Origin of the sequence: Massilia sp. Bi118 (assembly GCF_918697865.1) — a bacterium.
GTDB lineage: Bacteria > Pseudomonadota > Gammaproteobacteria > Burkholderiales > Burkholderiaceae_D > Telluria.
In genome coordinates, this window is sequence record NZ_CAKKMV010000004.1 from 35407 (window position 1) to 56174 (window position 20768).

Annotated in this window: 21 protein-coding genes; 7 read left to right on the top strand and 14 right to left on the bottom strand. The window is 63.8% G+C overall.

The features are described from left to right. Window positions 1-9: 9 nt before the first annotated feature. Window positions 10-1233: a Tol-Pal system beta propeller repeat protein TolB gene (gene tolB / locus LQV39_RS07025; RefSeq protein ID WP_230022358.1), complete on the bottom strand. Its 1224-nt coding sequence runs from the start codon at window positions 1231-1233 to the stop codon at window positions 10-12. A gap of 85 nt (window positions 1234-1318) precedes the next feature. After that, window positions 1319-1675 carry a translation initiation factor Sui1 gene (locus tag LQV39_RS07030; protein ID WP_230022360.1) on the bottom strand — a complete coding sequence of 119 codons (357 nt, stop codon included), beginning with the start codon at window positions 1673-1675 and terminating at the stop codon, window positions 1319-1321. 143 nt (window positions 1676-1818) lie between these two features. Between LQV39_RS07030 and LQV39_RS07035 the strand changes: the two genes are divergently transcribed. Further along, window positions 1819-2325, top strand: coding sequence for a hypothetical protein (locus tag LQV39_RS07035; RefSeq protein ID WP_230022367.1), 507 nt, complete (start codon window positions 1819-1821; stop codon window positions 2323-2325). 88 nt (window positions 2326-2413) lie between these two features. On the opposite strand, the gene LQV39_RS07040 is transcribed toward LQV39_RS07035, so the two are convergent. Continuing rightward, window positions 2414-3916: a peptide MFS transporter gene (locus LQV39_RS07040; protein ID WP_230022370.1), complete on the bottom strand. Its 1503-nt coding sequence runs from the start codon at window positions 3914-3916 to the stop codon at window positions 2414-2416. 256 nt (window positions 3917-4172) lie between these two features. Between LQV39_RS07040 and ppnN the strand changes: the two genes are divergently transcribed. Continuing rightward, window positions 4173-5543, top strand: a complete 1371-nt coding sequence (gene ppnN, locus LQV39_RS07045) for a nucleotide 5'-monophosphate nucleosidase PpnN (protein WP_230022373.1) — start codon at window positions 4173-4175, stop codon at window positions 5541-5543. 166 nt (window positions 5544-5709) lie between these two features. On the opposite strand, the gene lysS is transcribed toward ppnN, so the two are convergent. The 3 genes from lysS to prfB all read right to left on the bottom strand — a co-directional run bounded on the left by lysS (window position 5710) and on the right by prfB (window position 9079). Next, entirely contained in the window at window positions 5710-7278 is a 1569-nt protein-coding gene (lysS, locus tag LQV39_RS07050) for a lysine--tRNA ligase (protein WP_230022376.1), read from the bottom strand. Window positions 7279-7306: 28 nt separating this feature from the next. Then, the gene (locus LQV39_RS07055) at window positions 7307-7975 is read right to left on the bottom strand and encodes an HAD family hydrolase (RefSeq protein WP_374199416.1); all 669 of its coding nucleotides are present in this window, start codon (window positions 7973-7975) and stop codon (window positions 7307-7309) included. After that, window positions 7975-9079, bottom strand: a protein-coding gene (prfB, locus tag LQV39_RS07060) for a peptide chain release factor 2 (RefSeq protein WP_230022386.1) whose coding sequence is annotated in 2 segments (ribosomal slippage) — window positions 7975-8997 and window positions 8999-9079 — 1104 coding nt in all. Because the reading frame shifts where the segments join, the coding sequence is not laid out codon by codon here. Before prfB ends, LQV39_RS07055 begins: the two co-directional genes overlap by 1 nt. 121 nt (window positions 9080-9200) lie before the next feature. Between prfB and LQV39_RS07065 the strand changes: the two genes are divergently transcribed. After that, entirely contained in the window at window positions 9201-11219 is a 2019-nt protein-coding gene (locus tag LQV39_RS07065) for a bifunctional 2',3'-cyclic-nucleotide 2'-phosphodiesterase/3'-nucleotidase (protein WP_230022390.1), read from the top strand. A gap of 150 nt (window positions 11220-11369) precedes the next feature. On the opposite strand, the gene LQV39_RS07070 is transcribed toward LQV39_RS07065, so the two are convergent. Continuing rightward, window positions 11370-12113 (bottom strand): GAF domain-containing protein, encoded by a 744-nt coding sequence (locus LQV39_RS07070; protein ID WP_230022392.1) that lies wholly within the window; start codon window positions 12111-12113, stop codon window positions 11370-11372. A 233-nt stretch (window positions 12114-12346) separates the two neighbouring features. Between LQV39_RS07070 and LQV39_RS07075 the strand changes: the two genes are divergently transcribed. Further along, on the top strand, window positions 12347-12517 hold the full coding sequence (locus LQV39_RS07075) for a hypothetical protein (protein WP_230022394.1): 171 nt from the start codon (window positions 12347-12349) through the stop codon (window positions 12515-12517). Here LQV39_RS07075 and LQV39_RS07080 read toward each other — a convergent pair whose 3' ends face one another. The 3 genes from LQV39_RS07080 to LQV39_RS07090 are packed head-to-tail and all read right to left on the bottom strand — an operon-like array spanning window position 12518 to window position 13996. Continuing rightward, window positions 12518-12850 (bottom strand): DUF2288 domain-containing protein, encoded by a 333-nt coding sequence (locus tag LQV39_RS07080; protein WP_230022406.1) that lies wholly within the window; start codon window positions 12848-12850, stop codon window positions 12518-12520. It lies immediately after the preceding gene. Window positions 12851-12862: 12 nt separating this feature from the next. After that, complete coding sequence (locus LQV39_RS07085) at window positions 12863-13558, bottom strand: RES family NAD+ phosphorylase (RefSeq protein WP_374199412.1); 696 nt, start codon at window positions 13556-13558, stop codon at window positions 12863-12865. Beyond that, window positions 13559-13996: an antitoxin Xre/MbcA/ParS toxin-binding domain-containing protein gene (locus LQV39_RS07090; RefSeq protein ID WP_230022409.1), complete on the bottom strand. Its 438-nt coding sequence runs from the start codon at window positions 13994-13996 to the stop codon at window positions 13559-13561. A 135-nt stretch (window positions 13997-14131) separates the two neighbouring features. On the opposite strand from LQV39_RS07090, the gene LQV39_RS07095 reads away from it, so the two are divergent. After that, the gene (locus LQV39_RS07095; RefSeq protein ID WP_230022411.1) at window positions 14132-14602 is read left to right on the top strand and encodes a DUF4440 domain-containing protein; all 471 of its coding nucleotides are present in this window, start codon (window positions 14132-14134) and stop codon (window positions 14600-14602) included. Between the two features lie 92 nt (window positions 14603-14694). On the opposite strand, the gene arfB is transcribed toward LQV39_RS07095, so the two are convergent. The 4 genes from arfB to LQV39_RS07115 form a co-directional block, all read right to left on the bottom strand. After that, entirely contained in the window at window positions 14695-15093 is a 399-nt protein-coding gene (arfB, locus tag LQV39_RS07100; protein ID WP_230022414.1) for an alternative ribosome rescue aminoacyl-tRNA hydrolase ArfB, read from the bottom strand. Between the two features lie 3 nt (window positions 15094-15096). Further along, entirely contained in the window at window positions 15097-16794 is a 1698-nt protein-coding gene (gene recJ / locus LQV39_RS07105) for a single-stranded-DNA-specific exonuclease RecJ (protein ID WP_230022416.1), read from the bottom strand. Continuing rightward, window positions 16791-17870 carry a hypothetical protein gene (locus LQV39_RS07110; protein ID WP_230022418.1) on the bottom strand — a complete coding sequence of 360 codons (1080 nt, stop codon included), beginning with the start codon at window positions 17868-17870 and terminating at the stop codon, window positions 16791-16793. The genes recJ and LQV39_RS07110 overlap by 4 nt, the downstream gene beginning before the upstream one ends. Window positions 17871-17938: 68 nt before the next feature. Next, window positions 17939-18655 carry a hypothetical protein gene (locus tag LQV39_RS07115; RefSeq protein WP_230022420.1) on the bottom strand — a complete coding sequence of 239 codons (717 nt, stop codon included), beginning with the start codon at window positions 18653-18655 and terminating at the stop codon, window positions 17939-17941. A gap of 128 nt (window positions 18656-18783) precedes the next feature. On the opposite strand from LQV39_RS07115, the gene LQV39_RS07120 reads away from it, so the two are divergent. Together LQV39_RS07120 and lolD are read left to right on the top strand one after the other, a co-directional pair. Next, window positions 18784-20049, top strand: coding sequence for a lipoprotein-releasing ABC transporter permease subunit (locus LQV39_RS07120; RefSeq protein WP_230022422.1), 1266 nt, complete (start codon window positions 18784-18786; stop codon window positions 20047-20049). A 4-nt stretch (window positions 20050-20053) separates the two neighbouring features. Continuing rightward, window positions 20054-20764 carry a lipoprotein-releasing ABC transporter ATP-binding protein LolD gene (gene lolD / locus LQV39_RS07125; RefSeq protein ID WP_374199413.1) on the top strand — a complete coding sequence of 237 codons (711 nt, stop codon included), beginning with the start codon at window positions 20054-20056 and terminating at the stop codon, window positions 20762-20764. Window positions 20765-20768 lie beyond the last annotated feature (4 nt).

Consider the following 20768-nt stretch of genomic DNA (forward strand, 5'->3'; position numbering starts at 1 on the left):
CGCTTCGGCTTACTTCCTGAAGGGTCCCCAGCCGGGGGCCTTGATGGCCGCCGTCCGCGCCGTCAGGCTGTGCTTGACGCGCCCGTCGACCGACACCACGGCAAGCGCACCGCGGCCATCGGCCTCGCCGGCATAGACGATGTACTTGCCGTTTGGCGCAAAGCTCGGCTCGGTGGCGCCCTCGGCCAGGCGCTGCTCCTGGCCGCTGGCGAGGTCCATCGCATACAGGCAGTAGTTGCCGTCGACGCGCGCAATCCACGCCAGCGTGGTGCCGTCGGGCGAGATGCGCGGCGAGATATTGAAATTGCCGTTGAAGGTCACGCGGGCCGGCTGGCCGCCGTTCACGCTCATCCTGTAGATCTGCGGGCCGCCGCTGCGGTCGCTCAGGAAATACAGGCTCTGGCCGTCGCCGGAGAACTGCGCTTCGGTGTCGATGGCCTTGCTGTTCGAAACGCGGCGCACCCCGCTGCCATCGGCGTTCATGACGTAGATTTGCGTATTGCCGGTCGTCGACAGCGACACCGCCAGCTTCGTGCCGTCCGGCGACCATGCCGGCGCCGAGTTGTTACCCTTGAAGTTGGCCACGACCGCGCTGCGGCCGGTCCGCAGATCGTGCACGTGCACCACCGGCTTGTTCATGTCGATGGCAACGTAGGCGAGCCTGCTGCCGTCCGGCGACCAGACCGGCGACACGATGGATTCGCGCCCGCCGGCGGCCAGCTGTTCGTTTTCGCCGTCGGCGTCGGCCACCATGAGTTCGTACTTGTGCGGGCCGGGCGCCGGATTCACCTTGACGTAGGCGATGCGCGTTGCGAACACGCCGCGCACGCCGGTCAGCTTTTCGTAGACGTCGTCGGCGATCCGGTGCGCTTCCAGCCGCAGGTTTTGCGGCGCGGCGGCATCGTTCAGTTGCGAGAGCTGGGTCTGCTTGACCGCGTCGAGCAGCTTGTAGCGCACCTGGAAGCGGCCATCGGCCAGCTTCTGTACCGAGCCCACCACCAGCGCATCGGCGCCGCCGGCCTTGAAGGCCGCCAGGTCGACATTGGCGGTATCCGCGATGGTCTGCTGTACGTCGATGACCTTGAACACGCCGCTGCGCTCGAGGTCGGCGCGGATGATCGCCGAGACCTGGTTCGGGCCGGCGGCTTCGTCGGCAAAGGCCGCGACGGCGACCGGGATCTGCTTGTTGCCGACGCCGGCGATGTCCACGCGCAGTTGGGCATGGGCGGCCATGCTTGCGAGCAGGGTCGCGGAAAACTTTTGGGTAAGACAGTGTAAAAGGCGACTTGCACGCAAGGCAAGTATTTTCAGCTTGCCCTCAACCGCCCGCGCGCTTCGGGTCGTGGCCGAGTTTCTTGAGTGTTTCCATGACCAGGTCGCAATGGTCGCCCTGGATTTCGATGACGCCGTCCTTCACGGTGCCGCCGGAACCGCAAGCCGTGCGCAGCTGCTTGCCGAGCGCGGCCAGTGCGACGGCGTCGAGTGCAACGCCCTTGACCAGGGTGACGCACTTGCCGCCGCGGCCCTTGGTCTGGCGCGAGACGCGTATGACGCCGTCGCCGACGATGACGGGTTTCGCCTCGCACGCGCAGGCGGCGAGCGGCTGGCGGCAATCGGGGCACATGCGGCCGGTTTCGGTGGAGTAGACGAGGCCGCTGTTGGAACTGCTTTTCATACTGTGAGGCGAACGAGTTGGAATCGACGGAGCGGAATATACAGGGGCAGGCCGGCGAGTAGCAAATAAAAAACCCGCAAGGGAAGAGGGTGGCCATTCATGGTATTGCAATATACTAAAGAACTCTCAACCGTGGAGCCGCTATGTCCCTTCGACGACTGCCATTCTGCGCGACGATCGCAATCGGCCTGGGCTTGTTTCCGACTGCCCAGGCGCAGGGAAGCCGCGTCACCGACGCCACCCTGGCGGGATATTACGCGGTCTACCAGAACCCATTCGTGATCGGATTGCGCAAGGAGTTGGACGCCTATATCGCACTGAAGCAAGGAAAATCCGAGAAATGGCACGGCCGGGGCAGGACCGATAAGGCAATGCTGGAGCGTGCCGATCTCGAGCAGGTCGACAGCCAATATCTATCCAGCCGTTTCACCGTCTATAAAATCGAAGGCCAGCCCTTCACCGGCGGGCGCCAGGTGTCGATTCTGTTTATCGAAAAGCCGGACCGCATCTTCAAGGCCTGGATGTACCTGACCGGCGACGGCATCTACGAACTGCGCGGCTTCAAGGATTCGGGCATCACGCCGGAGCAGATCGCCGTGATGCGCAAATCCTACGAGAAGCTCATGCTGGACAGGGAGCACGCCCTGTAATACGGCGCCGTCGCCAAACGAAAACGGCAGCCCGAAAGCTGCCGTTTCTTATTGAAGTGGGGCCTGCAATCTGTGCCCCCGTCTTCGATCACTTCACGCCATGCATCAGCTTCTGGATCAGCGGCGCAATCAGGAACAGCAGCACGCCCGAGCCGATCAGGGCCCAGAAACCGAAGGTGTAGCCACCCAGCGCCGATTCCACGCTCATGCCTTTTTCGCCCGACACCATCGAGGCGAAGATGCCCGACAGGTTGTTGCCGATACCGGTCGACAGGAACCAGCCGCCCATGCCCAGGCCGACCAGGCGGACCGGGGCCAGCTTGGTGACCATCGACAGGCCGATCGGCGACAGGCAGAGCTCACCGATGGACTGGATCACGTAGACCATGAACAGGGTCCAGAACGGGATCTTGGAATCCTGGCCGACCAGGTGCTGCAGCGCGAACATCAGCAGCAGGAAGGCGAGGCCGTTGAAGATCAGGCCCAGGCCGAATTTGCGCGGGATCGACGGATTGGCGCGGCCCATCTTGACCCAGATGGCGGCCACGATCGGCGCGCAGACGATGATCGCGATCGAGTTCACCGACTGGAACCAGCCGACCGGGAATTCCCAGTCGCCGAAGGTGCGGCGCACGATGTTCTTCGCCAGGAAGGTGAAGGAGCTGCCGGCCTGCTCGAAGAAGCACCAGAACATGATGTTGAAGAAGAAGATCAGCAGCATGGCGATGGTCTTGTCGCGCGCGACCTTGCCGTTGCGGATGCCTTCGACCATCAGCATGATCGCCAGCACGATGAACAGCACCGACAGGATGCCCTGGATGGTGTCCGCGCCCAGCTTCAGCAGGTAGTAGACGACCGGGATCACGACGGCGGAACCGACGATCACGCCGATCAGGCGGGTCGTGCTGGCCAGTTCGCCGACCGGCGCGCCGATGCCCTTCAGGCCCTTGCGGCCGATCTGGAACCAGACCAGCGACAGCAGCATGCCGACGCCGGCGGCGAAGAACACGACCTTGTACGCCGGCACGCCGGTGCTGCCGGCCATGGCGTTGGCCAGGATGCCGGTCAGGATCGGGGCGATGAAGGCGCCGCTGTTGATGCCCATGTAGAAGATGGTGAAGCCGGAGTCGCGGCGCTCGTCGCCGACGGCGTACAGCTGGCCGACCATGGTCGAGATGTTCGGCTTGAACATGCCGTTGCCGACGATGATCGTCGCCAGGCCGAGCTTGAACACGTTCGGATCGGGGACGGTGATGGCGAACAGGCCGGCCGCCATGAAGGCCGCGCCGACCAGGATCGAGCGCTGGTAGCCGATCACGCGGTCGGCGACGTAGCCGCCGAAGACGGCGCCGGCGTAGACCAGCGCCAGGTAGGAACCGTAGGTCAGGTTGGCATCGGCTTCGCCGACGCCGCTGCCGCCGTAGAACTGGGCGACGATGTAGAGCACCAGGGCCCAACGGATGCCGTAGAAAGCGAAGCGTTCCCAGAATTCGGTCATGAACAGCATCCACAGCGGCGCTGGGTGTCCCATGATCTGTTTGAATTCCGGGATCGCCTTCTGTTCGACGGTAGAAGTAGCTGCACCGCTCATGCGGTTCCTCCCCAAATACGTTTTATAAGAATAGGAATGGCTGGACCAGATGCCTGCATTGTGTGCGGGCGCAAATCCAGTAGCGTCGCATTTTAGAGGAAATCCTGCTCGTTAAGGCAACTTTTTCCTGCTCAACAGTATTGACACGAAAAGCCTGCGCAAGCGTGGGGGCAAACTGTGTTCAGATGTCGTATATTGGCGTAAAAGCTGTACGGAAACACCTCAGCACAGATAGACGAAAGAAAGGGAAGAGAACATGACGAACGACGTTGTCGACACATTGATTTCCCCGGAAGGGCGCCTCGAAGTATTGTCCAAGGCGGAAGTGGCAAAGCTGCTCGATACCAGCCAGGGCGGCCTGTACCAGGTCTTCCGCAAATGCGCGCTGGCGGTGCTGAACTCGGGCAGTTCGATCGACGACGGCAAGGAACTCCTGGAACGCTACAAGGATTTCGACATCAAGATCATCCAGCGCGAACGCGGCATCAAGCTCGATATCCGCAGCGCGCCGGCCCATGCCTTCGTCGACGGCAAGATGATCAAAGGTATCCACGAGCACCTGTTTTCAGTGCTGCGCGATATCGTCTACGTGAGCTTCGAGGTGACGGACAATCCGCGCTTCGACCTGAACCGGCCGGAAGGCATCACCGACGCCGTCTTCCACATCCTGCGCAACGCCAACGTGATCCAGCCGCAGCGCAATCCGAACCTGGTGGTGTGCTGGGGCGGCCACTCGATCAACCGCGTCGAGTACAACTACTCGAAGCATGTCGGCTACCAGCTCGGCCTGCGCGAACTGGACATTTGCACCGGCTGCGGTCCGGGCGCGATGAAGGGCCCGATGAAGGGCGCCACCATCGGCCATGCCAAGCAGCGCCTGCAGGGCGGCCGCTATCTCGGCATCTCCGAACCGGGCATCATCGCCGCGGAATCGCCGAACCCGATCGTCAACGACCTGGTGATCATGCCGGACATCGAGAAGCGTCTCGAAGCCTTTGTGCGTACCGGCCATGGCATCGTCGTGTTTCCGGGCGGCGCCGGCACCGCCGAGGAAATCCTCTACATCCTCGGCATCCTGCTGCACCCGGAAAATGCCGAGGTGCCGTTCCCGCTGGTGTTCACCGGGCCTTCGACGGCCAAGGAATACTTCGAGCAGATCGACCATTTCATCGGCCTGACCCTGGGCGCGGAAGCGCAGAAGCGCTACCAGATCATCGTCGACGATCCGGAAGCCGTGGCCCAGGCGATGCACACCGGGATCCGCCAGGTGCGCGAATTCCGCAAGTCGCGCAGCGACGCCTACTACTTCAACTGGGGCCTGAAGATCGACCCCGAATTCCAGAAGCCGTTCAAGCCGACCCACGAAAACATGCGCAGCCTGTCGCTGCACAAGGGCCAGGAAACGCACCTGCTGGCGGCCAATCTGCGCCGGGCGTTTTCGGGCGTGGTGGCGGGGAACGTGAAGGAAGAGGGGATCCGCGAAATCGAAAAGTACGGCAAGTTCGAGATCCACGGCGAGGAGGAGATCATGGCGCCGATGGACAGGCTGCTGCAGTCGTTCGTGGAGCAGAGCCGGATGAAGTTGCCGGGGAAGGAATATATTCCTTGTTATCGGGTGGTGCGTTAGCCCGAAGACCGTCGTCCCCGCGCAGGCGGGGACCCAAGTTTGTTCGCAGGCCACTCGCGCAACTTGGGTTCCCGCCTGCGCGGGAACGACGGGCCAACAACATAAAAAAGGCGCGAACGGTTTCCCGTTTCGCGCCTTTTTCCTTACGCATTACGCAAATCCGTAATCAATCTTCCTTGCGCAGGTGCGGGAACAGCAGCACATCGCGAATGTTCGGCGAGTCCGTCAGGATCATGATCAGGCGGTCGATGCCGATACCGCAGCCGCCGGTCGGCGGCAGGCCGTATTCCAGCGCGCGGATGTAGTCGGCGTCGTAGAACATCGCCTCTTCATCGCCGGCGTCCTTGGCGGCCACCTGGGCCTGGAAGCGGGCTGCCTGGTCTTCCGGATCGTTCAGCTCCGAGAAGCCGTTGGCGATTTCGCGGCCCACCATGAACAGCTCGAAGCGCTCGGTGATGCCTTCGCGGGTGTCGGAAGCGCGCGCCAGCGGCGAGACTTCGACCGGGTAGTCGATGATGAAGGTCGGCTCCCACAACTGGGCTTCGGCGGTCTCTTCGAACAGCGACAGCTGCAGCGCGCCCAGGCCCGAGATCACGTGCGGCTTCACGCCGAACTTCTCTTTCAATTCCTTCTTCAGGAACTCGGCGTCATGCAGCTGCTCGTCGGTGTACTCCGGCGCGTACTTGTTGATCGCTTCGACAATCGTCAGCCTGTGGAAGGGCTTGCCCAGGTCCAGCTGGCGGCCGCCATAGGTCAGGTCGGCGGTGCCGTGGGCGTCGACCGCGGCCTGGCGGATCACGGCCTCGGTATAGTCCATCAGCCACTTGTAGTCGGTGTAGGCGGCGTAGAACTCCATCATCGTGAATTCCGGATTGTGGCGGATCGAGACGCCTTCGTTGCGGAAGTTACGGTTGATTTCGAATACGCGGTCGAAGCCGCCGACCACCAGGCGCTTCAGGTACAGCTCAGGCGCGATACGCAGGAACATCTGCATGTCCAGCGCGTTGTGGTGGGTGATGAAAGGCTTGGCCGCGGCGCCGCCCGGGATCGGGTGCAGCATCGGGGTCTCGACTTCCATGAACTGGTTGTCCTGCATGAAGCGGCGGATCGACGCGATCGCGGCGGTACGCGCCTTGAAGGTGCGGCGCGTCTCTTCGTTCATGATCAGGTCGACGTAGCGCTGGCGATATTTCGTTTCCTGATCCGCCAGGCCGTGGAACTTGTCCGGCAGCGGGCGCAGCGACTTGGTGATCAGGCGCAGCTTGGCGACCTTCACGGTCAGCTCGTCGGTCTTGGTCTTGAACAGCGTGCCTTCGACGCCCAGGATGTCGCCCAGGTCATAGTGGCGCAGGGCTTCCATCGCTTCCTCGCCGGTGTTGTCGAGGGTGACGTAGATCTGGATGCGGCCGTCGGCGCGCGGGCCCGAGGCGTCCTGCAGGGTCGCGAAGGCGGCCTTCTTGCCGGCTTCGCGCTTGAGCATCATGCGGCCGGCCAGCACCACCTGCTGCGGCTCGGCTTCCAGCTGCTCGCGGGTCCAGCCGCCGTAGGTTTCGGTCAGGTCGGCGGCCTTGTGCTGCGGGACGAAGTCGTTCGGGAAGGCGATGCCTTTTTCGCGCACGGCGGCCAGCTTGACGCGGCGCTCGGCGATGATCTTGTTGTCGTCGGCCTGCAGGGTGCTTTGCTGTTCCTGGCCGCCTTGTACTTGGCTGTTCTGTTCTTGGTTTTCGGTGCTCATATCAGGTTTTATCTTGTCTAGTATTGGTTCAGAGGGCAGCCAGAAGATCCTCAACGGACAGCTCGTCATAGTCGTTGACGATCTTGATCACGTTGTCGAATTCCGCGAAGCTGGCCGCGGGCAGGGTGGTGGTGATGACCACCGCGCGCATGCCTGCGCGGCGCGCGGCTTCCACGCCCATCGGCGCATCTTCGAAGACGATGCAGTCGGCGGGATTGGCGCCAAGCTGCTCGGCGGCTTTCAGGAACACGTCCGGATGCGGCTTGCCCTGCTTGACGTCGGCGGCGCCGACCACCGTCGCGAAGTGGCGGCGCAGGTCGAGTTCATCGAGCGTGAACACGATGTTCTTCGGCGGCGCCGAGGTGGCCACTGCCAGCGCCACGCCTTTGTCATCGGCATCGGTCACGAACCTGTCGAAGCCCTGGATTGCGGCGCGGTGCGGGCCGTACATCTCGCGGTACAGCGCATCCTTCTCCGCGGCCAGCGCGGCGATCTCCTCGTCGGTGACATCCTCGCCCAGGCGGGCGCGCAGAATCTCGCGGCCCTGGGCGCCGGCGGTCTCGCGGAAGAAGGCCTCGGCCTCGTACTCCTTGCCGCGGCGCGCGAAGAACTCGAGCCAGGACTTGGTGTGGAAGGCCATGTTGTCGACGATGGTGCCGTCCATGTCGAAGATGAATGCGCTATTTGCCATCGTGATCAGACGCCTTGTTTCAGGGATGCGGAGATGAAGTCGTCGAGATCGCCGTCCAGCACGTTCTTCGTATTGCCGGTCTCGAAGCCGGTACGCAAGTCCTTGATGCGCGACTGGTCGAGCACGTAGGAACGGATCTGGTGGCCCCAGCCGACGTCGGTCTTCGAGTCTTCCAGCTTCTGCTGCTCGGCCATGCGCTTGCGCATCTCGAGTTCGAACAATTTCGCGCGCAGCATGTCGAAGGCCTCGGCCTTGTTGCGGTGCTGCGAGCGGTCGTTCTGGCACTGCACCACGATGCCCGAAGGCGCGTGCGTCAGGCGCACCGCGGAGTCGGTCTTGTTGATGTGCTGGCCGCCTGCACCGGATGCGCGGTAGGTATCGATGCGCACGTCCGCCGGGTTGATCTCGATTTCGAAGGACTCGTCGACTTCCGGGTAGACGAACAGCGAGGTGAACGAAGTGTGGCGGCCGTTGGCCGAGTCGAACGGCGACTTGCGGACCAGGCGGTGTACGCCGGTCTCGGTGCGCAGGTGGCCATAGGCGTACTCGCCCTCAACCTTGATGGTGGCGGTCTTGATGCCCGCAACCTCGCCCTCGGAAATCTCCAGCACGTCGGCCTTGAAGCCCTTGCGCTCGCAATAGCGGAGGTACTGGCGCATCAGCATCGAGGCCCAGTCCTGGGCTTCGGTGCCGCCGGCGCCGGCCTGGATGTCGATGAAGCAGTTCGCATGGTCCATCGGATTGCTGAACATGCGGCGGAATTCCATCTGCTCGATGACCTTCAGGATCTCGCCTGCGTCGGCTTCGACGGATTCGATCGTGTCGTCATCGCCTTCTTCGCGCCCCATGTCGAACAGGTCGCGCGAATCGTCGATGTCGGACCTGGCCTTCTCCAGCGTCAGCACGACGCCTTCCAGGGACTTCTTCTCCTTGCCGAGTTCGAGCGCGCGTTTCTGGTCGTTCCAGACGGTCGGGTCTTCCAGTTCCTGGTTGACCTGTTCTAGTTTCTCTGACTTCCGATCGAAGTCAAAGATACCTCCGAAGTTCGGCTTCACGGCTGCTCAGGTCGTTCAGCAGGGCGGAAAGGGCGTTGATGCGTTCAGCTTCCATGGTCGGTGACGTATTTTTAGAGGGTTGAATCGAACCGGAGATTATACCGCAGCCAGGCTCCGGGGAGCGCGATGGAGCGCTTTCCTTGCCCCGCGGAAGGCGCCTGCCTTATGATTCGGGCATGAGCTACCGCCACCCCCGCCCGTTCTGCCTCATCGTTTCCGTCGCCATCGCCACCGCTGCCGCATCGACGCCGGCCCTGGCCGCGAAGCCGCGCGCCGGCGCCAGCGCCGAACTGGCCATCCTGGAAACCACCGACCTGCACTCGGCGGTGGTCGGCTACGACTACTTCAAGCTGGCCGAGGACCCGTCGCTGGGCCTGGACCGCACGGCCTCCCTGATCTTGCAAGCGCGCCGCGATTTCCCGAACACGCTCCTGCTCGACAACGGCGACACCATCCAGGGCAATGCGCTGGGCGATTACCAGGCCACCGTCGCGCCGCTGAAATGCGGCCAGCTGCTCGGCATCTACAAGGCGATGCAGAAGCTGGGCTACGACGGCATCGGCATCGGCAACCACGATTTCAATTTCGGACTGGCCTATCTGGGGCAGGTGACCGGACAGCGCCTGGACGTGGAAGGCGTTTCTGCGAAAACCTGCGCCGGACCGGGATTCCCGGTGGTGCTGGCCAACGTCTACAGCGTCAAGACGAAGAAGCCGCTGTTCGCGCCTTACCGCATCCTCACGCGCCGCATCAAGGCTGTCGATGCGAACGGCAAAGCCTTTGAAACCAGCGTCAAGGTCGGCATCATCGGCTTCACGCCGCCGGCCATCCTGAACTGGGACCGGCGCTGGCTGGAAGGGAAGATCACTACCGAAGGCCTGGTCGAAACGGCCAAGCGCTACCTGCCGGAGATGCGCGCAAAAGGCGCCGAGCTGGTGGTGGCGATTTCGCATGGCGGCCTCGATGCCGGCCCGTATTCGCCCACGATGGAGAACGGTAACTACTATCTGGCGCAAGTCGGCGGCATCGACGCGCTGCTGCTCGGCCACTCGCACCAGCCTTTCCCGAATCCCACCAGCACCGTCGCCCAGTTCAACCTGCCGCATGTCGACAAAGTGAAGGGCAGGGTGTTCGGCGTGCCGACCGTGATGGCCAATTTGTGGGGCAAGAACCTGGGCGTGGTGCGCCTGCAGCTGCGCCACGACGGCAAGCGCTGGCACGCCGAGCAGGATGCAGCCATCGTCGAGAACCGCAGTACCCAGCAGCCGGACAAGCGCTATGTGGCGGCCGATCCGGACGTGATGGCACTTGTGAAGAACGAGCACGAAGCCACGATCCGTTACGTCAAGACGCCGATCGGCAGCGCCGACTTCCGCATGTCGACTTATTTTGCCGATGTCGGCGACGTGTCGGCGATCCAGGTCGTGAACCAGGCGCAGGCCGACTATGCGCGGCGCTACGTGGCGGCGAACCTGCCGCAATATGCGCAGCTGCCGGTGCTGTCGGTGTCCGCGCCTTTCAAGAGCGGTTCGGCCGGCGTGCTCGACTACACCGACGTCGCGGCCGGCGATTTGGCGCTGAACAACGCCGCGGACCTCTACCTGTATCCGAATGCGCTGGCGCTGGTGAAGGTCGACGGGGCTGGGCTGAAGGCATGGCTGGAAAAGGCGGCGTCGCGCTTCAACACGATCGACCCGGCCAGGACCGAGCCGCAGGAGCTGGTGAATACCGGCTTCGCCGGCTATAACTTCGATACCCTCACCTCGCCCGAGCTGCGCTACGAGATCGACGTGACCCAGCCGCCGGGCAAGCGCATCGCCGATCTGCGGCTGCACGGGAAGCCGCTGCCGGCCGGGCAGGAATTCCTGGTCGCGACGAACAACTACCGCGCGAGCGGCGGCGGGAACTTCCCTGGCCTGGACGGCAGCCGCACCGTGCTCGCTTCGCCTGATGCCAGCCGCGACGTGCTGATCGCTTACGTCAAGGAGGCTCGCCGTCTGACCCGCGTCGCCAACGGGGCGCAGCGCAGCTGGCGCTTCACGAAAGTGGAGACGAAAGGGCCGGTGGTGTTCCACTCGGCGCCGGGCAAGCTGGAACTGGCGCGTGCGGCGGGCTTGGAGAATGTGTCGCAGCTGGCTGCGGATGATGGACAGGGCAAGGGGTTTGCGCTGTACCAGGTGGATCTGGCGAAATAAGCGCCGTACGTACGCACCGTCATTCCCGCGAAAGCGGGAATCCATGCTGAGCGAAAAGAATTCGCTCAGTCAGATGCATTAGTAAGGTTTTAGATATACGGACTTCGGAAACTCAGCATGGATCCCCGCTTTCGCGGGGATGACGAGATACTAAAACCTGTTCGGCCGGCTGGCCTGAATCTCCGCCGCAGCAATCGCCGCCAGATCGAGCAAGCCCTGCACCTCAGCCGCCCGCAAGCGGCGCGGTTCGCGGTCGATCACGCACAGGGTGCCGAGCGGGTGGCCGGCGCGGTCGCGCAGCGGTACGCCGGCGTAGAAGCGGATCTTCGGGTCGCCCTGGACCAGCGGGTTGTCGCGGAAGCGCTCGTCGCCGAGGGCATCCTCGACCACGAACATCTCTTCGCGCAGCACGGCGTGCGAGCAGAAGGCCCAGTCGCGCGGGGTTTCGCGCGGCTCGAGGCCGACCCTGGCCTTGAACCACTGGCGGGTCGAGGTCAGCAGCGAGATCAGCGCGATCGGCGAGCCGGTCACCATGGTGGCCAGGCGCACGATGCGGTCGAAGCGCGGTTCCTCGTCGGTGTCGACCAGGCCGCTCGCACCCACGGCCGCGAGGCGTGCGCGTTCGTCCGCCGGGACCGGGTAGTTCGGATCCAGGAGAGGCAGGAATTCCTTGTCGTTGCTGGCCGCGGGGCGCAGATGGGCGTTGTCGTCCTTCCCGTGCAGGAGTCCCTGGACTAGGCTCAGGCGCGTACGGCGATGCCCGCCCGGTGTCTTCCAGGACTCGATCGCGCCGCTTTCCATCCAGATCTGGACCGTGCTCGTGGCCACGCCCAACAGGCGCGCAACCTCGCTGGTGGTCATCACTGGATCGTCGGTTTTGATATTGCTCTGCATAAACTTCCTCGTATCCCAACAGTATAGCGGATAAATTTGTTCACATCTTGTTTTCTTGCATTACGTCAAGAATTCTTCACTCGGATTATAGAAAGAGGTTATACCACCCACACTAAAAGTTTGCTCAAATTGCGGAGATATCGTTGGCCGTTTGTAATCTGCACGGCACTATTCCGTCACTTTGATCAAATTATCATGTTGAGTGATGGTCGCCACCAAAAAGGCGGGAAGAGATGAGGGATGGTGCCGGTGTTGCAATCTCAACAAAACTGTACGCGACATTTGCCATCGTGGTGTTGGCCGCCGGACAGATCGCGGTCCACCATGCGGCGCTGGTGAATACTTTTCAGCTGGAGCAGGCGCCGGCTATGTCGCGCAGCAGCGGGCGGGCGCCGATCGCTTGACTAATGCAGGGTGTCTTTCGGCGCCGCCTTGTCTTCCTGGACCAGCACGAAGGGACTGAGCACCGATGCCCACAGCAGGGCATTGGTGGATTGCCAGGCCAGCGCCTGCGCGTCCGACACCTTGGCCAGTTTGCCCTCGCTCATCCAGCGCGCGATGTGTTCCTTGTCGTCGTGGGCGATGCGCAGGGCGGCTTCGACCAGGTCGAGTTCATGGCTCACCCAGACCACGGCGCCGTTGGCGAAGTGGCGCTCCAGTTCGGACCAGTTGATGCGGGCGGTCTCGCGGTTGATCTTGTCGTGCAGTTCGGTGTCTTTTAATGGATCGGTTTTCATGGCTTCATTGAATCAGATGGCTTCGACGCTCGGCGCCGGCGAACCCGCCCATGTTAACCGATACGCCTGTCCCTTGCGGACATTCCCGACCAGGGCCGGGCGGAAGCAGGCAAGGTTCGTGCCCTCGGGCCGCCGGACGCTGGGGTAGATGATGCCCATGGCGCCGGCGTCCAGCAGCGCGTTCGCGAGGCGCTGCGAGGCGATGTAGCTGGACGGATCGAGGCAGTCGGCCCAGGCCTCGCTGCCGCGCAGGTCGTGGAAGACGGCGGTGAAATCGGCGAGCAGGGCCTGGTAGCTGACGCTGTCGTCGAAGCGGCCGATCTCCTGGTACTCGACGGTTTTATGGAAGCAGACCTCGGCCAGCGCGGTCTCGAGTTCGAAGGCGCAGTACCAGGCGCCGCGCTCGCCGTCGTTGAAGCGGCTGCCTTCCGGGCGCGCATAGGTATAGGCCGCATTGATCATGCGGAAGTTCGGCAAGCCGAACACCAGTTCGTCCATGCCGATGCCGGGCAGGAGGCCGGATTCGCCGCGCAGGCGGTCGTTGGTGGCGTTGTCCAGGTCGAACAGGTCGCGCAGCACGGCATCGTTTTCCGCCAGCGGCGCCAGCACCGAGTCTTCGGCATCGGCGAAGCGCGAGGGGATGAGGCGGACGGTGTCGAACTGGCGCAGCTGGACGAGGCCGGGTTCAGGCCGGGGGACCAGTTTCACTCACAGCCCTCCGCGGCGGGCGTCGAGCAGGCGGCGCACGGTCTGCATGGCCAGCAGGCCGCCGCCCAGCATGAAGGCGAGCGGGGCGCGGCCGTTGAACACCGGGTTGCTGTTGGCGAGGTGGACCCATTCGTCGGCCAGCTTGTCGCCGTACAGGATGTGCAGGGCTTTATAGATGCCGAGCAGGTAGGAGATGCGCGTGATGCGGTCGACTTCCAGCACGCGGGCCGGATTCTTCTTCCAGTCGTAGAAGGCCGACGAGGACAGGCCGCCCAGCAGCTCGCGCGCATCTTCGTCTTTTATCTGCCAGGTGATCGCCAGCTGGAAGAAGCCCTTCAGCGCGGCGCTGGACAGGCGCTCGCGCTGTTCGCGGTCGTTGAGGTCGACCAGCACGGCGGTTTCGAAGCGGCTTTTGGGATAGGCGTAAGCGAGACTCATAGGAATCCTCCGATTATGGAGTGTTTATACTCCGCTTCCGGAGGCTTCGCAAGCGGCTTGTGCAAATTGTATTGCCGTGACAAAATTGTTCGATTATCAAGCTGGACTTGCTTAGGCTCGAAACGTGGAGGACGCATGCGTCTGCTGTCGATTGGGGTTTTGTGTATCAGTATGTTCATGCTGGCGGTCGCCAGCGCGGCGCGGCCGACGAATGCCGAGCTGAAGAAGCAGGTGACGGACCATGAGCGCGCCTTCGCGGCGACCATGAAGGCGCGCGACCACGCGGCGTTCACCAGCTTCCTGTCCGACGAGGCAGTGTTCTTCTCCGGCCCCGGCAGCGTCCTGCGCGGCCGCGAGGCCGTGGCCACGGCCTGGCGCAAGTTCTACGACGGCCCGCAAGCCCCGTTTTCCTGGGAGCCGGAAGAGGTCGAGGTGGTCGACTCCGGCACCCTGGCCTACAGCGGCGGCCCGGTCTACGACGCCGCTGGCCGCCGCGTCGGCCGCTTCAACTCGATCTGGCGCCTCGAAGCCCCCGGCCGCTGGCGCATCGTCTTCGACCGCGGCGAACAGCCGTGCAACTGCAAGCCCAAAGTCGACACCCCTTGACCCGCAATAAATCGGGGTCAGAGCACTTTTTTGAGCAAATGCCCGCGGGCTATTGCCACAAAAAGTGCTCTGACCCCGAATTTACGGTTTGATTATTCCCTGACTTTGCCGCGCAAGGCCTTGACCTGGCCGCTGCGGGTTTTGGAGTCCAGGCGTCTCCGCTGGGAGCCGCGGGTTGGTTTGGTTGGGCGGCGCACCGCCTGCACCACGCTGGCCTGGTCGACCAGCTCCTGCAGCCTGCGCAGCGCGTCTTCCTTGTTGGCTTCCAGGCTGCGCGATTGCTGGGCTTTCAGCACCACCACGCCGTCCGCGGTGATGCGGCTGTCGCGCGTTGCCAGCAGGCGCTCCTTCACGTGATCAGGCAGGGACGAGGCGCCGATGTCGAAGCGGGCGTGCACGGCGCAGGAGACCTTGTTGACGTTCTGCCCGCCCGGACCCTGGGCCCGGATGGCGCTGAACTCGACCTCTTGCGGATCGATCTGCACGCCCATGAATCAGGCCGGTTCCGCGTGCTCGACCAGCAGCTGCACCTTGGTCACGCCGTTGTATTCGTTGGCGTCCAGCCGGAAGGCCACGCGCGCACGCTCGCCCAGCGAGGCCGTATTGCCGAACCAGATCGCATCGTAGCGCCGGCCATTCCGCTCCAGCAGCAGCTTCAGGTGGCGCTCCTTCAGGATGCGCTGGCTCACCACGCGGAATTCGTCGCAGAAGACCGGCGGCGCGAAGCCCTGTCCCCAGACCTGGCCGTCCAGCAGCTCGATGAACTGCACCGTATAGAAATCGTCCTCCAGCGGCCCGTCGGTCTCGACCACGCGTTCCAGCTGGGCCTCGCTCAGCCATGCGCGCCCAACCGCCTCGAAGGCCTCGCAAAAGGTGTCGAAGTGCTCGAGCCGGATCGACAGCCCGGCCGCCATTGCATGCCCGCCGAACTTGTCGATCAGTCCCGGCACGCGCTTGGACACCAGGTCCAGCGCATCGCGCAGGTGGAAGCCGGGAATCGAGCGCCCCGAGCCCTTGATCCAGCCGTCGCCGGCCGGCGCGAAAGTGATGGTCGGCCGGTAGAACTTCTCCTTCAGGCGCGAGGCGACGATGCCGATCACGCCCTGGTGCCAGCCGTCGTCGAACACGGCGATGGTGCTGGCGTCCGCCGGCTTGAAATCGTCGAGGTGGAGCAGGGCGGTGTCCTGCATCTCGGCCTCGATCTCGCGGCGCTTCAGGTTGATCTCGTTGAGCTGCTGGGCGATCTGCCAGGCGCGGTCCTCGTCGTCGGTCACCAGGCACTCGATCCCGAGCGACATGTCTTCCAGCCGGCCGGCGGCATTCAGGCGCGGTCCCAAAGCAAAGCCCAGGTCGAACGGCGATGCGCAGCGCGCTTCCCGGCCCGACACGCGGAACAGGGCGGCAATACCGGCATGCATGCGGCCCGCGCGCATGCGCTTCAGGCCCTGCGCTACCAGGATGCGGTTGTTGGTGTCGAGCTTGACCACGTCTGCCACGGTGCCCAGCGCCACCAGATCGAGCAGCGAATCCAGCTTCGGTTGGGAGGCAGCGTCGAACACCCCGCGCTTGCGCAGTTCCGCGCGCAGCGCCAGCAGCACGTAGAACACGACGCCGACCCCGGCCAGGTGCTTGCTGGGGAAGCCGCAGGCGGGCTGGTTCGGATTCACGATCACGCGCGCGTCGGGCAGGGCGTCGCCCGGCAGGTGGTGGTCGGTGACCACGACTTCGATGCCACGCGCACGCGCCGCTTCCACGCCATCGATGCTGGCGATGCCGTTGTCCACGGTGATGATGATGTCGGGCGCGGTCGAGCGCGCGGTCAGCTCGACGATTTCCGGCGTCAGGCCGTAGCCGTACTCGAAGCGGTTGGGCACGATGTAGTCGACGTTCGCGCCCATGGAGCGCAGGCCGCGCAGCGCGGTGGCGCAGGCGGTGGCGCCGTCGCAATCGTAGTCGGCGACGATGGTCATCTTCTTCCGGCTTTGAATGGCATCGGCCAGGTAGACGGCGGCGGCGTCGATCTGCAGCAGGGCCGCGGGCGGCAGCAGGGCTTGCAGCTCGCTGGCCAGCTCGCGCGGGTCGGACAGGCCGCGCGCGGCGTACACGCGGGCGAGTACGGGGTGGATCCCGCCCTGGGCCAGCAGCTCGGATTGGCGGCCGGGGCAGGGACGGGTTGAAATACGGGTCTTCACTTCAGTGCTTCCAATGTCGGACGGCGCCAGAATTTGCGCTGGGCCATCGGTGTCGTGGTGGTATCGAGGTGGCCGTCGCGGTGGCTCAGCACCAGCCGCAGCGACTTGATACGGCCCTGCTTCAGGGCCGCGAGCAGGGGCGCGAACAGCGCCGCCTCGTAGTGGTGCATGACTTGCAGCCAGCCGTGCCAGTCGGCGGCGATGGCCGGCGCCGCGGCGCTGCCGCAGACCAGCATGCGGCCGCCTTCGACGGCATCCGCGCCGGAGCTCAGCTTGCCGGCAATGTCATCGAGATCGTTCAAACGCTGGTCGGCCAGCGCATCCAGCCAGCCCTGCGTGTTGTAGGTGGAAACCAAGGGCGGCGGCGCCAGCTTGCCGGCGGCGCGCGCCACCAGCTTCTGCGCGTGCTCGGCGGCGACGCTGGCCTCGCCCCAGGGCCAGATCGCATTCACCGGCGCCTGGCCGCGGCTTTCGCGCGCGGCGTTCACCGGATGCGTGTACCAGCTGACCTGCACCTCGTTCTGCAGCTTGCGGAAAGCGCGCGCCTGGTTGCCGGTCGGGACCCAGTCGGTCAAATTCATGCCCACCGCCGCATCCGGGCTGGCGGTCTGGATGCCTTCCCACTCGTCGGCGCGCAGGAACCAGGTGTCGGGCGCGCCGTAGAGCAGGGCGTGGCCCGCTTCCTCGCAGGATTCGCGGGCGGTCTCGAACAGCGCGCGCGAGTCGGCTTCGCCAAGGCCGAGCTGGCGGGTATCGACCAGCATGAGGTGGCTGTGGGCGATCTGGATATGGCCCGGGTTGACGATGAACCACGTGCCGTCCAGCGGGTCGAGGCCATAGCCGCGCATGGCGCTGGCGGCGATGCCGGGCGCCGTCCCGTGCGCCAGCCCGAGTGCACGCGCTATCCACAGCTCGTGCGGCAGCACGCGTGCGCTCGCTTCGAGCGGAAGGAAAGTCCGCTTCGACGCGCGCGACAACAGCGCCGCCAGGGCCGGTGCTTCGAGGGCACGGACCAGGTCGGAGGCGAATTCGGGGGCAGGCAGGGCGAACGGCAGGACGAGCGAAATGTGGGCCATGCGGTATTGTAGGATAAATGCTGATTTCGCAGAAGCAGCCGCGAAATCAGTAGCTTAGCAGTTGGACATCATTCGCCTCGATTGCCGCTATCAAGGCCTTGACTGCGCCCGGTTGCTCGGTCGAGATCCGGAAGAAGTGCGCTAACGCGTTGAATGGTTTGTTTGCAAAGCTGCTGCATGTTGGTAGCAGACGCCCGAAGCTGATCAAGCTGGAATTCGTAAAGATCAGCCTGGCGTCCTGGATCGAGTTCTCGCAGTTCAAAAAGCAGCCGGTTATTTTGAAGCCCCGCATGGATTTGGCCGATCGCTGTTTCATAGGTCCAGATGATGTCCTGCCGAAGCTGATCGTCTTCAATCATTGTCAGGCGACCGAGCACCGCGCGATATATGGAGAAGCGTTCGTTTGGGACGACGGTAGGAACAGCAATATTGAAGATTTCGCCTGGCTGAAGACGCAGCAGAGCGGCAACATTGGAGCTGGTCGCAATTATTTTTTGAAGGATCCTCAGTTCATCGCGGACTGCGAGGCAGATCCGGCGTGTCTCTTCCTGCGCTCGCTCACTCTCCCCTTTTTGCTGCTGCTTGATTTGATAGTTCGTGAGCCCAAGGGTGATGAGAATGGCCGAGATCGAGCCAACCGCTTGTACCCAACCAGCCCATTCGCTCGAATTAAGGTGTACCTTGTTTCCCCAAGTGACCAACACAATAATCATTATTCCTGTTGACGCACTGGCGACGATGAGTGGGTCGAGCGCCACTCGGATGAATCCTTTTGGATTTTTCATGAGGAAATATTAACATGAGCAGTCCAGCCGCTCGGGCCGGCAACGTTAGTTTCAATCGTGACAACCCCTCACATGGATGAGCTTTGTATGGCACACTGCGGGGCGAAGCAGCATTTACCCAGGAGCCCATGAGCATCATCCACAAATTGCCCTACGAATGGCTGGTCGGCCTGCGCTACACGCGCGCCGGCAAGCGCAGCAGCCGCAACAGTTTTATCTCCTTCATCTCCCTGATTTCGGTGTCCGGTATCGCTCTCGGGGTGGCGGCGCTGATCGTCGTGCTGTCGGTCATGAATGGCTTCCAGAAGGAAGTGACGGACCGGATGCTGTCCGTGCTGGCCCATATCGAGGTGTTCGACGCCCGTGGCGGCATGCCCAACTGGCAGGACGCCGAGAAGGAAGCCTTCCGCAACCCGGCCGTGCGCGGCGCCGCGCCTTTCGTGGAAACCCAGGGCCTGCTGGTGCGCGACGACGTCATGAAGCCCGCGGTCATCCGCGGCATCCTGCCGGAACAAGAACATAAAGTGTCGGACGTCGGCCGCCAGGTCCGCCAGGGCAGCCTGCAGAACCTGCGTCCCGGCGAGTTCGATATCGTGCTGGGCTACGTGCTGGCGCGCTCGCTGGGCGTGGGCGTCGGCGACAAGGTCAACATGATGCTGGCCCAGGGCCAGGTCACGCCGGCCGGCTGGGTGCCGCGCACGCGCAGCTTCACGGTGGTCGGCATCTTCGAGGCCGGGCATTACGAATTCGATTCGGCGATGGCCTTCGTGCACCTGCAGGATGCCGAACGCATGGAGCGCCTCGAGGCGCCCAACGGCCTGCGCCTGCGCATCGCCGACATGCACCAGGCGCCGCTGGTGGCGGCGGAACTGAAGAAGTCGATGTCCGGCGACCTGGTCATGCGCGACTGGTCCAAGCTGAACGCCAACTGGTTCGCCGCCGTGCAGACCGAGAAGCGGATGATGTTCATCATCCTCACGCTGATCATCGCGGTGGCCGCGTTCAACCTGGTGTCGACCCTGGTGATGACGGTGACCGACAAGCAGCCCGACATCGCGATCCTGCGCACGCTGGGTTCTTCGCCGGCCTCGATCATGAAGATCTTCATGATCCAGGGCGCGCTGGTCGGCATCCTCGGTACGATTGCCGGCGTGTGCCTGGGCGTGCTGGTGGCCCTGAACATCGACGTGATCGTGCCCTTCATCGAGCATCTGCTCGGGGTGCAGTTCCTGTCGAAGGATATTTATCTGATCAGCGAAATCCCCTCGGACATGCGCTGGCCGGACGTTTTCAAGATCGGCGGCGTGTCCGTGCTGCTGGCGTTTGCGGCGACGCTCTACCCGAGCTGGTCGGCGTCGCGCGTGAAGCCGGCGGAGGCGCTGCGCTATGAATAATACGATGACTACTGAAACTATCGAGACCATGACCGGCATGCCGGTGCTTTCCTGCCGCGGCGTCGGCAAGACCTTCCGCGAAGGCGACTACGCGGTGCAGGTGCTGGACAATATCGATTTCTCCATCGCCCGCGGCGAACGCGTGGCCATTGTCGGCGCTTCCGGCTCCGGCAAGTCGACCCTGCTGCACATCCTCGGCGGCCTCGATACGCCGAGCGGCGGCGCGGTGGTGCTGCAGGGCGAGGATTTCGCGGCCCTGTCGGAGACGAAGCGCGGCGACCTGCGCAACGCCTCGCTGGGCTTCGTCTACCAGTTCCACCACCTGCTGCCGGAATTCTCGGCGCTGGACAACGTCGCCATGCCGCTGCTGATCCGCCGCATGAAGCGCGAGGAAGCGGTGGCCAAGGCGCAGGCGATGCTGGCGCGGGTCGGCCTGGCCAAGCGCGCCGTGCACCGTCCCGGCGAACTGTCGGGCGGCGAACGCCAGCGCGTGGCCCTGGCGCGCGCGCTGGTGACGGAACCGGCCTGCGTGCTGGCCGACGAGCCGACCGGAAACCTCGACCACAGCACCGCCGAGACCATCTTCGACCTGATGCTGGAGCTCTCGCGCACCCTCGGCACCGCCTTCGTGATCGTCACCCACGATCCCGAGCTGGCGCGCCGCTGCGACCGCGTGCTGCGCCTGACCGAGCACGGACTGCGCCCGGAAAGCTGAGACG